The sequence below is a fragment of the Listeria innocua genome (genome assembly GCF_028596125.1).
Taxonomy (GTDB): Bacteria; Bacillota; Bacilli; order Lactobacillales; family Listeriaceae; genus Listeria; species Listeria innocua.
The window spans coordinates 1,407,839-1,420,327 of sequence record NZ_CP117229.1; the positions used below are offsets into that span (position 1 = coordinate 1,407,839).

The following is a 12,489-nucleotide window of genomic DNA, read 5'->3' on the forward strand; positions in this document are numbered from 1 at the left end:
TTTTATTGATTCACTTTTACCATCGATGGGCGAATAACCCGGTCTTTTAATTTATAACCTTTTTGAAGTTCAGCAGTGATTTCATTACTACCTGCATTTTCATCACTATCTTGCATCACGGCTTGATGGAAGTTCGGGTCAAATTGTTCGCCGACAGCCGGAATTACCTCAATACCTTCTTTTTCAAAAGCAACAAGAATTTGGTTGTAAACCATTTCCATTCCTTTTAGAATTTGTTTCACTTCTTCTTGATCAGAAGTCGTTGCAAGAGCTTTTTCAAAACTATCTAGTGCAGGAAGTAAATCTTGCGCTAGGCTTTGCGAACGGTATTTTTGGCTAGCATCGCGGTCAGCAATATGTCTTTTTTTGACATTTTCAAAATCCGCTTGCATGCGAAGATAACGATTTTCAACTTCATCTAGTTTGTTTTCAAGCTCTAAAATTTTGGCTTGTTCTTCTGTTAAAGTTTCTTCTGTCGCTTCTTCTTCCACTGTTTCTTCTGATTCATCTAAACTATTTAATTCTTCTTGTTCGATTTCCTCAGCTAGTTTTTCTTTTTTGTTCTTTTTCTCAGACACTGTAGCCACCTCCTGAAAAAACTTATGCTTTTTCAGCCTTCCTAATTTTGGTTATCACGATAAAGTTTGGTTAACACATCGGTTAAATCTCGACTCATTACATCAACTAAGCCCATCATTCTGCTATATTCCATTCTTGTTGGACCTAGGAGCACAATACCGCCAACACGTTCGCCAGCAATATTGTATGTTGCTGTAATGATACTACAATCTTCCATTAGACTATTATTGTTTTCACGGCCAATTTTAACTTGTAGACCGTCGGGAATATCCCTAAACAATTCATATACATCTTGTTCTTCTTCCATCAAATGGAGCATCTCACGGACTTTATTAATATCATGAAATTCTGGTTGATTTAAGATGTTCGTTTTTCCGCCAAAATACACTTTTTGCTGGCTGGCCTGGGCAAAAGAATCAGAAAAGACATGCATAAAGCTTTCATAGTTTCTAACATGCTTTCCAAGTAGTTCTTTTACTTCCATTGGTATTTGTACTTTTAAATCATCCAGTGAAAGCCCAACTAACCGTTCGTTTAAAATGTTGACCATTCGTTCAATATCAGAAAGCGTTGTGCCCTCAGGTATTGTCACAAGATGGTTATCAACATGCCCTTGATCGGTAATTAAAATGAGCATTGCCTGAAAATTATTTATTGGTACAAATCTAAAGCCACTTAAATGATTTTTCGTTGCTTCTGGACCAAGCAAGATGGACGTGTAATTGGTTAAATCGGATAACATTAATGCTGAATTTTGGATGAGTCCTTCCATTTCGTAATAATTCTCTGAAAAGAAAGAACGAATCATTTGTCTGTCGGATTTGTCTAGCTTCTTGGGCTGGAGCAAATAATCGACATAGAAGCGGTACCCTTTCTCAGAAGGAACTCGTCCGGACGAAGAATGTGTTTTTTCAATAAAACCGTATTCTTCAAGGACACCCATCTCATTACGGATAGTCGCTGAACTATAAGGCAAACTTTTTTCTTTCAGCAAATTTTTCGATCCAACCGGCTGAATAGTCCAAGTGAAATGATCGATGATGGCACGGAAAATCAGAAGTTGTCTTTCTGTTAACATATCTATCACCTCTTTTAGCACTCAATAACGTCAAGTGCTAAATACAAGTATAAATTTACCAAACAATTCTAGCTTAGTCAACCGAAAACACTCGATTTCAGACTAAAGTAGGATTGTTTGGTCAAAAAAGGTCAAATGATGCGGTTTTAGAGAAATTCTTGAAAAACATTATTTCCTAAAAATCTTCCGCTTCTTGTAAGTGCCACATTTTCTTCGTTATTTTCAAGCCAGCCTTTTGCAGTAGTTTTTTGAATAGCATGCGCAAAAGTCGTATCTAAATCTTGACCGAATTTTTGCTTGAAGTGAATTTTATTAACTCCGTCTATTTTTCTAAGGCCTAAAAACATTTCTTCTTCCATTTTTTCTTTTAAAGTAAGTTCTTTTTGTTGGAATGTAGGAAGTTTATTTTCTTGTAATGGTTCCATGTATTTTTTTATAGGACCAAAATTGCTATAACGGGTGTTGCCGACATATCCATGTGCTCCGGCGCCAAACCCGTAATAATGCTCATTGCTCCAGTAAGTAATATTGTGTTTGCTTTGAAAGCCTTCTTTGGCGAAATTACTAATCTCATATTGTTTCCGACCGTGTTTTTCCATTTCTGTTAGTAATAAATCATACATGTTTGCTTCGGCATCTTGGCCAGGTAGGAATAGTTTTCCTTTTTGCATAAGGTTGTAAAAAATCGTTTTTGGTTCAATAATTAGTGAGTATGCTGAATAGTGAGGTAAGTCTAAATCAAGTGCTTGTTTTAAAGTGTCTTTAAAGTCAGCCTCTGTTTGACCTGGCAAGCTAAAAATCAAATCAATACTTACATTTTCAAAACCAACTTTGCGCATGTTTTCAACAGATTGGTATACATCTTTCACGGTATGAATGCGACCAATTTTTTTAAGAAGCTCGTTATTGAAACTTTGAACGCCTATACTAATGCGATTGACACCATGATCTTGCATTGCTTGTAATTTGGATATAGAAAGATCTCCTGGATTTGCTTCAAAGGAAAACTCAATTTCATTTTTGAGTGGTAATATTTCTTGGATAGCTGTGCAAAGTCTTGCAATTTGCGCTTCATTTAAGGTCGTAGGTGTTCCGCCGCCCACAAAAACCGTGTCAACCGGAGCGATGGGACCTTTTGCAGCAGTCATTTCCATTTCTTTTATTAGTAAATCTACGTATTCATCGACTGGTTGTCCTTCTAAGAATACTTTATTAAAATCGCAGTAATAGCAAATGTGTTCGCAAAACGGAATATGGATATATACCGCTGAACTTTCATTACTCGATAGATTCGTATTTATCATTTTTATCAATTCCTTGCACTTAAAATTTGCTTCGTTGTCCACTAGTCAGTTTAACATATTTTCTAGTGCATATGTGGAGGTTTCGCTTTTAACATAAAAAGATTGTGCTATGAACATATTCGCTCTTAGCACAATCTTTGTTATTATTTCGATTCGTCCATTTTCAAGATTGCCATGAAAGCTTCTTGCGGCACTTCCACAGAACCGATTTGTTTCATTCGTTTTTTACCTTCTTTTTGTTTCTCTAAGAGTTTTCGTTTACGCGATACGTCCCCACCATAACATTTAGCAAGTACGTTTTTACGTAGAGCTTTAATAGTGGAACGAGAAACAATTTTTGTTGCAATTGCTGCTTGAATAGGTACTTCAAATTGTTGTCTTGGAATAAGTTCTTTTAATTTCTCGACAATGATTTTTCCACGCTCGTAGGCAAAATCACGGTGAACGATAAAGCTAAGTGCATCCACTTTTTCTGCATTTAAAAGAATATCCATTTTCACAAGTTTAGAAGCTTTATAGCCAATTAATTCATAATCAAAGGACGCATAGCCTTTTGTAGAAGATTTTAATTGGTCGAAGAAGTCGTAAACTATTTCAGATAGTGGAATTTCGTACACAATACTAACGCGAATATCATCCAAGTACTCCATTGTAATGAAGTTCCCCCGTTTGTTTTGTGCAAGTTCCATTACCGCACCAACATAATCATTTGGAACCATGACAGTTGCTTTAACGTATGGTTCTTCCACGCTTTCAATTACGCCAGGTTCAGGCATATCAGCTGGGTTATCGACCACAATATTAGATCCATCTGTTAAATTCACGTGGTAAATAACACTTGGGGCCGTAGTAATTAAATCGATATTAAATTCGCGCTCAATTCTTTCTTGAATAATTTCCATGTGTAGTAGACCTAAAAATCCACAACGGAATCCAAAACCTAATGCTTGAGAAGTCTCTGCTTCAAATTGTAAAGCTGAATCATTGAGTTCTAATTTTTCAAGTGCATCACGTAAATCGTTATATTTGGAAGAGTCAATTGGATAAAGTCCGCAATAAACCATTGGATTTAATTTGCGGTATCCGTCAAGAGCTTCTTCAGCAGGATTGTTCGCAAGTGTGATTGTATCACCCACTCGAGTATCTCCAACATTTTTGATTGCAGCTGTTAAGTAACCAACGTCACCAACAAGAAGCTCATCACGTGGTGTTGCTTTTGGAGAGAAAACACCAACTTCTGTAACTTCAAACTCTTTGCCGTTTGACATCATCTTAATTCTGTCGCCAGCTTTTACAACACCATCCATAATACGGATATTAGCTATTACGCCACGATACGCATCAAAAACAGAATCAAAAATAAGTGCTTTAAGTGGTTTATCAACGTCACCAGATGGTTCTGGTACTTTTTCAACTATTTGTTCAAGGATGTCTTCAATCCCGATGCCTGATTTTGCAGAAGCAAGGACAGTATCTGATGCATCCAAGCCAATAACATCTTCAATTTCAGCACGAACTCTTTCTGGATCTGCTGCTGGCAAATCAATCTTATTAATTACAGGTAAAATTTCTAAATCATTATCTAGAGCTAAATAAACGTTTGCCAGTGTTTGCGCTTCGATACCTTGTGCAGCGTCTACTACTAAAATAGCACCTTCACATGCGGCTAAACTTCTAGATACTTCATAAGTGAAATCGACGTGTCCCGGTGTATCGATTAAATGAAAGATATACGTTTCTCCGTCTTTTGCTTTATATTTTAATTGTACAGCATTTAATTTTATGGTTATCCCGCGTTCACGTTCTAAATCCATCGAATCTAGTAGCTGATTTTTCATTTCACGATGCGTCAAAGCACCTGTTTGTTCTAAAATCCGATCAGCGAGTGTAGATTTACCATGATCTATGTGCGCGATAATCGAAAAGTTTCTAATTTTCTTTTGTCTTGCATTCATTTCTTCTTTGTTCATTTCCCCAGCTCCTGATTAGAACTCATCGCATAAATCCGATGGCAAGCTATCCTTGATTATATCAGTAGAACGCTTAACATTCAATGACTTCTTTATTAATTACGGATAAATTTAAAATAAAATAGAAAGTATTATTGCAATATGGCTGTGTTTTCGGTATAATAGCATTTGTTCTGATATAATTTAAAAAGGTATGTTATATGAAATAAATACTACCTCATTAGTTTGGACGGAGGTGAATGGAATGCCAAATATTAAATCTGCAATTAAACGTGTAAAAACTGCTGAAACTCGCAACAGCCGTAATGCATCTCAACGTTCTGCAATGCGTACTGCTATCAAAAAATTTGATGAAGCAGCTGCAAACAACGCGGACAACGCGAAAGATCTTTACGTAGAAGCATCGAAAAAATTAGATAGCGCTGTGAGCAAAGGATTGATTCACAAAAACAATGCTGCTCGCAACAAATCTCGCTTAGCTGCTAAATTAGCTAAATAATACCGTTTAGGTATAAAACATCACACCTTGTGTGGTGTTTTTTGTTTTTAAAATAGCTTTGTCTTCTGGAGACAAAGCTATTTTTTATACAGTTTTTTGGCGATTATCCTGTAATTCAAATAAAAACCATTCTAACTTCTGTTCTTTATCACCGAAGCCTGTTTTCATTTCAAGATCTATTTCAGCCAATCGTTTTAAAGCTTGATTTAATTGTAGCTCTGAGAAATTCTTTGCTTGTTTAGACGCTAATTTCACACGAAACGGATGTACTTTTAATTTAGATGCAGCTTGTTGTTGTGAATAACCTTGTTGCTCAAGTAACTTTAATTGATTTAACAAGCGAAATTGGCTAGAAATTAAAGCTAATATCTTGATAGGTTCTTCTTTTTGTTTTAACAAGTCGTAATAAATTCTAAGTGCCCCACCAATATCCATCGCAATCATCTTATCTAGCAATAAGAAAATATTTTGCTCGAGGGAACGAACGACTAAAGATTCGACGTCTTGCACCGTGATTTCTTTAGTGTCAAAACAATACAACATAAGTTTTTGTAATTCATTCATTGCTGTCGTTAATTGACCACTTGTAAGTTCAATAAGCCGAGTAATCGCCTCTTGAGACATCTGCATATTGTTTTCGTTTAGTTTTGCTTCAAGCCATTTCTTCAGTTCATTTTCATTAGGTCGTTTCGCTTCTATTACTGTGGCTGTTTTTTTGAGTAGTTTGGTAAGTTTTTTACGTTCATCTAATTTTTCTACCCGTGCCACAAAACATAATACAGAATAATCAACGGGCTCATTCAAATAAGCTTCTAACTTTGCAGCGTCGTGTTCTACTTTGTTTTTACTTTTTTCGGTGGTTAAGAAAATCGGATTATTTGCCATTACTAGGCGCTTATCGCCAAAAAACGGCATACTTTCGGCTTCTTGAATGACTACTTCAATTGGCATTTCTTCTAAATCTAAATTAGCATAATTAAACTCGACTTCTTCCCCATCTAAAATATTATCTATTAAAAGTTGCTTTGTCTCGTTAATAATATAATCTTCTGTCCCGATGATTAAATACACAGGAGTTATTTTTTTTGAGCGTATCTGTTTCCATTCTGGCAGCATTCATTTCGCCTCGCTTCACTCTTATTTCTCTTTCTATGGTAAAACATGAAATAAGAGATAGCAAGTTTTATTTCAAAGTGGTTTCGAAGCCCTTTCCAAATGTGTAGATTATTTCTCCTTGTAGATCAGTTCGTAAAATCTTTACTTCTGCTTCCTCTAACGTGTCTATCGTTTCTTTATGAGGATGACCAAAACGGTTTTTTAAACCACAAGAAATAATTGCATAAGCTGGTTTTACTTGCTCGACAAATGCTTTAGAGGTTGAGGTCTTACTTCCATGATGCCCAACTTTTAAAATATCGCCCTTAATCGATTTATCTAAAAGCGCCTTTTCTCCGCTTGCTTCTAAATCTCCTGTGAAAATCCATGTTTTATTATCCAATATTGCTTTTAAAACAATAGAATCATCGTTTCCGCCTTCTCCCATTTCATTTGGATACAAACATTCAAATTTATTTTGACCAACTTGCCACTGTGCTCCGGCTAAAATAATCGTTTGTTTTACTTTTGGCATAGTCTTAAGAGCTTCTCTCATAATGGCTTTATTTTCTGCCCCTTTTGCAAAAATCAGTTCTTTTATGGCGATATTTTTTTGCAGTTCATCGAGCCCTTCCATGTGATCCGTGTCGCTATGTGTAATGATGACTTTATCTAAACTACTAATTCCTTTTGATTTTAAAACGGGTGTGAGAGTACTTCCACCGATTGTGAATGGTTTTCGTTTTTTTGTCCAAGCTTCTTTCTCTACCAGAAGCTCGCCACCAGTATCTATAAGGTAATTGCCTTTGTTTTTCGGTAATTGTATTAATATGCTATCTCCTTGCCCGACGTCAATAAAACTAACCTTTCCAGTAACATTAAAACTAGAAAAATAACATAATAAACAAAAGCAAATAAAGATTCCGATTGGAAATTGTTTCTTTTGCCACTGATAAAAAAATAGTAGTATTGTAGCGATAATTAGCACGAGCATAATAGTGTTTGGTCTGCCAGTAATAATAGTTTGATGCGGTATCTTTGCAAAGAGATTAGTTAAACTTTCCATTAATTGAATCAAAAAAGTAAGCACATATTCAGGAATTTTCATTAATGTTGGGGAAATAATAGATAGTAAAAAAACACCTAAACAACCTGGTAATACAATGATTGTAAAAAGTGGAACATATAGTAGGTTAAAGAAAATCCCTACCCAAGAAAACGAGTAAAAATGATACATCATAACAACAGAAGACATCATCGTTGAGATGAAGGAAATAGTCAATGATTTAACAAAAGGACTTTGTTGCCTTACTAATATTTGACGGGATGACAAAATTATCCCAAAAGATACAACATAAGAAAGTTGAAAACCCACTTCATAAATGACATGAGGTTGTATTATAAAAAACAAGATAAAAGATATACAAATAACAGAAAAAGAACTCCATTTAGTAGCATATTTTTCTGAAAGTAAAAGTAAAGCAGTCATTGTCGCTGCTCGAATTACAGGCGGACTTGCTCCTGTGAGGATAACGTAAAAAGGTAATAATACAAGGAGAGAAATAGTGACTCGCTCCCTTGTTATACCTAGCTTTAACAATAAAAAATAAATTGATCCGATTAATAAATTAACATGAAGCCCTGATATAGCTAATAAATGAACAACGCCCATTTGTTGATATACTTCATACATTTCAGGTGAAAAGCCATTTTTCTCACCAGTGATTAACGCTAGTAGATAAGGAGTTATTTTTGGAGAGATGTTTTCAGTTAGATGATTCATTATCAATAAACGTGTATTTTGAATGCGCATTAGTATGGACGGAGCAGATTGTCCAGAAATATAGAGTGTATTTACTTGTAGTATATAGTTAATGTTTTTACCTTTAAGATACTCTTTATAATTAAATTGAGCTTGATTACGATTTGTTTGAGGGGGCTCTAACTTAGCGGATACAGAAATAAATTGGCCATAAGTGAGCTTTTTAAGATTTTGTTGCTCTTTTTCAGTTGATATTTTGTAACTCAATTGGAATTTTTCTTTCTGGCAGCGTACTACAGCTTGGAAACTATCACCATCTACTTTTAAGTCATTGATTATTTGGCAATTTCCGTTAAATTCAGTAGCTGTATAAGAAGACACATTTGATTTTTCCACAAAAAATAAAAAACAAGTTAGGAGATAAACGAGGACAAACAGAAGAATAATTTTGGATTTTTTAATAAAAGCAACGATGCCAAGCAAACAAATACATATGGGAACGATAGAGCTTGTAAAAGTAGTACAGATAATAGCTAAAATAATGATAGCTAAATATCGCTCGATAACGTTCCCTCCTTATTTAATTCAATTTATTTGAAATGTTTTGATAGAGTTGTTCTGCTTTTTCTGGTTCGATATTCACTTCCACTGCTGCTTCTTTTACTAAAGTATGCATTTTTTCTGCATTCCAATTATTAACTTGAAGAACAGATTCATCAAATTCTACTTTTTGTAATTCAACTCCAGCAATATTAAATAGTTCTAAAGCGTATGGATGGTTTTTGTAGTCTTTAGCGAAATACACTTTCTTTATTCCTGCTTGAATGATTGATTTCGTACAAGCGAGACAAGGGAAATGTGTTACGTATAATTCTGCTTTATCTGTCGAAGCGCCAAATTTAGCACACTGTAAAATCGCATTCATTTCTGCGTGAATAGTCCGGATACAGTGGCCATCAACAACGTAACAACCATGTTCTGCGCAGTGATCTCCGCCAGCTATTGACCCGTTATATCCGCCCGCAATAATACGTTTATCACGTACTATGGTTGCACCTACCATTAATCTTGTACACGTGCTCCTTGATGAAATTAGATGACTTTGCGCCATAAAAAACTGATCCCATGCGATTCTTTGCACATTAAAAACTCCCTTATGATTTGATAAATATTAGTATAGGTGTTTATAAGGAAGTTCGTCAACCACTTTTATTAATTAACATCCAAATATTCTTTTAATTTTTCAACTGTTTTTTCGCCTATGCCAGTAACATTTTTTAAGTCTTCTATTGTCTGAAACAGTCCTTCTTTTTCACGATATTCGATAATAGCTGTTGCTTTTGAATCTCCAATTCCGGGCACTTGTTGCAAGTCTATCTTCGTTGCGCTATTAATATTAACTTTTTTGTCTGTTTCAGATGATTCTATATCATCTTTTACTACTTCTTCTGATCCTGCTTCTCCTTTTTTATAAACATAGATACTCATTTCGTCTTTTAGTTTTTCGGCTAAGTTTAATTTGCTGTTGTCCGCATCTTCTGTGAGTCCTCCTGCTACTTTCACAACATCTTGCACTCTGGCATCTACTGGTAATTTATACACACCAGGAGTTCGGACTGCCCCTTTGATGTCAATATAGATATGTGTAGCATTCTTTTTTTCCTCTTTTTGTGGTTTTTCTTCAGTATTTAGCGCTTGGTTTGCTGTAACCTTATCTGTTTGAGAAGTTGGGATACTTATATAAATTACTCCAGCACAAAGAATGGCAATTCCTATTAAAAAATAGTTTTTGTGTTTCTTCAGTAGTTCCATCATCCATTTCACCGCCTTTAATTATATTATTCGCCAAACGACCAAAAACTCCTTTTCGATTATTTAGAGCAAAAACGCATAAAAAAAGAAAGTAATCTTGGAAAATTACTTTCTTGCTACGAAAAAGATTCTTTCGCTGCTGTTTGTTGGATTTTCATGACTGAAATCAGCGTAAACATCAATTTTCGAAAAACCGTATTTTTTTAATAATTCTTTATATGTGGTGATTGGATAGGTCCTTTCTTTATGTAATTCATCGACCCGATTATACATGTTATCCTCCCCTAAAATGTAAAAGGTTAGCTCATGTTCGACTGAATGGGGATATTCACCAGGAAACGAATTCCAAATTATCGAAATTTCCTCATCGCTATCACCATAAGAATAATCTTTAAAGCCTTGATCTATTTTAAATACAGAATGCACATCAAATAAAAATAAGCCATTTGGTGTTAAGTGATCAGATACCGCTTTAATAGTATTCTCAAGTGCTTGTTCGGTTTCTAAATAATTAAGAGAATCACAGAAACATGTAACTACATCGAAGGTTTGATTTAAAGCTAACTTTGACATGTCTTGCTCTAGTATTGGTAGATTTATTTCAGCTGCCGCGACTTTTTCTTTAGCAACTGCCACCATTTCTTTCGACAAATCCACACCAGTAACTTGATGTCCTAAAAAGCTTAATCGTAGAGCGAATTCAGCTGTACCGCATGCTAAATCGAGTACTTTTTTTGATGTGTCACCAATAAAGTCCGCTGAAAACTCCAACCATTCATCATAAAGCTCAGAATCCATGAGTCTATCATAGAATCCCGGAAAATATTCATAACTCATTATCGATTTCTCCTTAAAAAAAACAGACGGATTTTTTTCCCGCCTGTTTTTTGTTAGTTATTAAGAAATAAACGCAGCAGAAACGTCCACGAGCGGCGCGTCTCCCCATAGTTTTTCTAAATTATAGTAAGAACGCTCTTCTTTGTGGAATACATGGATAATAACATCTCCTAAATCGATTAAAATCCACTGAGCCGCATCAAAGCCTTCTAAACGTTTTACATCTACTTGGTTTTCAAGCGCTTTTTCTTTAATTTCACGAGCAATTGCTTGGACTTGTTTGTCTGAATTACCATGGCAGATAACAAAATAATCCGCGAAACTTGATAACCCCTTCATGTCTAGTGCTAAAATATCCTCTGCTCTTTTATCGTCTGCTGCCTTTGCGGTCAGCATTAATGTATCATAACTGTTCAAATTATTAATAGTCTCCTTCCAAATTTAAATTAACAAAATAATTATAGGCATCCAGTGTATCTGGAAAAACCGATTGTTGCTTTTTAATCAAATACGTTATTGTATTGGATAAAGCAAACAACATTGCTGCGTCAAGTGATTTCAGTGCTAGTCTGCGTGCTTTATATACACCAGGAAATGTTCTTCCAGGTTCCGTATAATCCGCTAAATAGATGAGTTTATCGAAATCGGACATCGCTCCGCTTCCTGTCGTATGAAGACGAATAGCTTCCAAGATTTCTGGATCAGTAATGCCAAACTCTTTTTCTGCTAAATATGCGCCAACTGGAGCGTGCCAAAGCGAGCGATGAAACTGCAATAAACGTGGATCAAATCCCTCGTCTTCAATGATTTTTCTCGCTTTATCATCTTCATAGTATTTCGCATAATCGTGTAACAGGGCGGTTATTCTCGCCTTTTCTATATCCATGTGATAATGTTCTGCGAGTTCTATTGCTGCTTTTTCAACGCCTAAAGTGTGTTTGAATCTTGCAGTTGGCATAGCTTCTTCTACTTTTTTTAGCACTTCATTTCTTTCCATAAAGTTGATGCTCCTTTATATATGACCATACTTTTTCTGGTAAAAAGGCTTCTGCGTGTTCAATATCATTTCTAATTTCAGTTGAAGAAATAGCTGTTTCCGGCATATTGATTTTAACAATATCGTACGGAACTTCTTTTTGATATAGTGGGCGGTTAACCCCAACGAATGTCACCATTTTTACTAAGTCATCTATATGATACCACTTTGGCAAATATTCTACCATGTCCCCGCCGATAATAAAATAAAAATCCGTATTCGGCTGTTCGCTTATCATATCACGCATTGTATCATACGTATAGGACTTTCCAGTTCGCATAAGCTCGCGAGTGTCAATTTCAAAAGAATCCCTATCTTCTATCATCAATTGAAGCATTTCCACTCGTTCCTCATTTGAAGCCATACCACTAATCTGTTTATGTGGAGGAACTTTATTGGGGAGAAAAAGGATTTTTTCAAGACCGAGTTGCGCTTTTGCTTCTTCTGCCATATGGAGGTGCGCTAAATGTGGTGGATCAAATGTGCCGCCTAAGATACCGACTTTATGTTTCATGAC

Annotated in this window: 13 protein-coding genes; 1 reads left to right on the plus strand and 12 read right to left on the minus strand. The window is 35.4% G+C overall.

Translation table 11 applies throughout. The annotated features are described in order from the left end of the window. Nucleotides 1–2: 2 nt before the first annotated feature. The 4 genes from grpE to lepA all read right to left on the minus strand — a co-directional run bounded on the left by grpE (nt 3) and on the right by lepA (nt 4,931). Complete coding sequence (gene grpE, locus PQQ29_RS07575) at nt 3–578, minus strand: nucleotide exchange factor GrpE (RefSeq protein WP_033533023.1); 576 nt, start codon at nt 576–578, stop codon at nt 3–5. Between the two features lie 41 nt (nt 579–619). Next, on the minus strand, nt 620–1,657 hold the full coding sequence (hrcA, locus tag PQQ29_RS07580) for a heat-inducible transcriptional repressor HrcA (RefSeq protein ID WP_003721983.1): 1,038 nt from the start codon (nt 1,655–1,657) through the stop codon (nt 620–622). Nucleotides 1,658–1,803: 146 nt separating this feature from the next. After that, on the minus strand, nt 1,804–2,961 hold the full coding sequence (gene hemW / locus PQQ29_RS07585; RefSeq protein ID WP_187984119.1) for a radical SAM family heme chaperone HemW: 1,158 nt from the start codon (nt 2,959–2,961) through the stop codon (nt 1,804–1,806). A gap of 143 nt (nt 2,962–3,104) precedes the next feature. Further along, the gene (lepA, locus tag PQQ29_RS07590) at nt 3,105–4,931 is read right to left on the minus strand and encodes a translation elongation factor 4 (RefSeq protein WP_010991571.1); all 1,827 of its coding nucleotides are present in this window, start codon (nt 4,929–4,931) and stop codon (nt 3,105–3,107) included. Between the two features lie 244 nt (nt 4,932–5,175). Between lepA and rpsT the strand changes: the two genes are divergently transcribed. After that, on the plus strand, nt 5,176–5,430 hold the full coding sequence (gene rpsT, locus PQQ29_RS07595; RefSeq protein WP_003726526.1) for a 30S ribosomal protein S20: 255 nt from the start codon (nt 5,176–5,178) through the stop codon (nt 5,428–5,430). An 84-nt stretch (nt 5,431–5,514) separates the two neighbouring features. On the opposite strand, the gene holA is transcribed toward rpsT, so the two are convergent. From holA to PQQ29_RS07635, 8 genes are all read right to left on the minus strand, one after another. Then, a complete protein-coding gene (holA, locus tag PQQ29_RS07600) occupies nt 5,515–6,546 on the minus strand; it encodes a DNA polymerase III subunit delta (protein WP_010991572.1) in 1,032 nt (343 codons plus the stop codon). A 67-nt stretch (nt 6,547–6,613) separates the two neighbouring features. Further along, the gene (locus tag PQQ29_RS07605) at nt 6,614–8,833 is read right to left on the minus strand and encodes a DNA internalization-related competence protein ComEC/Rec2 (protein WP_187984145.1); all 2,220 of its coding nucleotides are present in this window, start codon (nt 8,831–8,833) and stop codon (nt 6,614–6,616) included. Nucleotides 8,834–8,867: 34 nt separating this feature from the next. Next, on the minus strand, nt 8,868–9,428 hold the full coding sequence (locus PQQ29_RS07610) for a ComE operon protein 2 (RefSeq protein ID WP_003762318.1): 561 nt from the start codon (nt 9,426–9,428) through the stop codon (nt 8,868–8,870). Between the two features lie 71 nt (nt 9,429–9,499). Beyond that, entirely contained in the window at nt 9,500–10,102 is a 603-nt protein-coding gene (locus PQQ29_RS07615) for a helix-hairpin-helix domain-containing protein (protein WP_153648114.1), read from the minus strand. A 102-nt stretch (nt 10,103–10,204) separates the two neighbouring features. Next, nucleotides 10,205–10,936: a class I SAM-dependent DNA methyltransferase gene (locus PQQ29_RS07620; RefSeq protein WP_185538664.1), complete on the minus strand. Its 732-nt coding sequence runs from the start codon at nt 10,934–10,936 to the stop codon at nt 10,205–10,207. 60 nt (nt 10,937–10,996) lie between these two features. Beyond that, complete coding sequence (gene rsfS, locus PQQ29_RS07625) at nt 10,997–11,353, minus strand: ribosome silencing factor (RefSeq protein WP_003721994.1); 357 nt, start codon at nt 11,351–11,353, stop codon at nt 10,997–10,999. A 4-nt stretch (nt 11,354–11,357) separates the two neighbouring features. Then, entirely contained in the window at nt 11,358–11,933 is a 576-nt protein-coding gene (gene yqeK, locus PQQ29_RS07630; protein ID WP_003771898.1) for a bis(5'-nucleosyl)-tetraphosphatase (symmetrical) YqeK, read from the minus strand. Further along, the gene (locus tag PQQ29_RS07635) at nt 11,920–12,486 is read right to left on the minus strand and encodes a nicotinate-nucleotide adenylyltransferase (RefSeq protein WP_010991577.1); all 567 of its coding nucleotides are present in this window, start codon (nt 12,484–12,486) and stop codon (nt 11,920–11,922) included. The genes yqeK and PQQ29_RS07635 overlap by 14 nt, the downstream gene beginning before the upstream one ends. Between the last annotated feature and the right edge of the window lie 3 nt (nt 12,487–12,489).

Bases quoted from the DNA above. Each gene is read 5' to 3' on its own strand.
- rpsT (WP_003726526.1), top strand. From the start codon at position 5,176: ATGCCAAATATTAAATCTGCAATTAAACGTGTAAAAACTGCTGAAACT.
- PQQ29_RS07615 (WP_153648114.1), bottom strand. From the start codon at position 10,102: ATGATGGAACTACTGAAGAAACACAAAAACTATTTTTTAATAGGAATT.
- hrcA (WP_003721983.1), bottom strand. From the start codon at position 1,657: ATGTTAACAGAAAGACAACTTCTGATTTTCCGTGCCATCATCGATCAT.
- holA (WP_010991572.1), bottom strand. From the start codon at position 6,546: ATGCTGCCAGAATGGAAACAGATACGCTCAAAAAAAATAACTCCTGTG.
- yqeK (WP_003771898.1), bottom strand. From the start codon at position 11,933: ATGGAAAGAAATGAAGTGCTAAAAAAAGTAGAAGAAGCTATGCCAACT.
- PQQ29_RS07620 (WP_185538664.1), bottom strand. From the start codon at position 10,936: ATGAGTTATGAATATTTTCCGGGATTCTATGATAGACTCATGGATTCT.
- lepA (WP_010991571.1), bottom strand. From the start codon at position 4,931: ATGAACAAAGAAGAAATGAATGCAAGACAAAAGAAAATTAGAAACTTT.
- hemW (WP_187984119.1), bottom strand. From the start codon at position 2,961: ATGATAAATACGAATCTATCGAGTAATGAAAGTTCAGCGGTATATATC.
- PQQ29_RS07635 (WP_010991577.1), bottom strand. From the start codon at position 12,486: ATGAAACATAAAGTCGGTATCTTAGGCGGCACATTTGATCCACCACAT.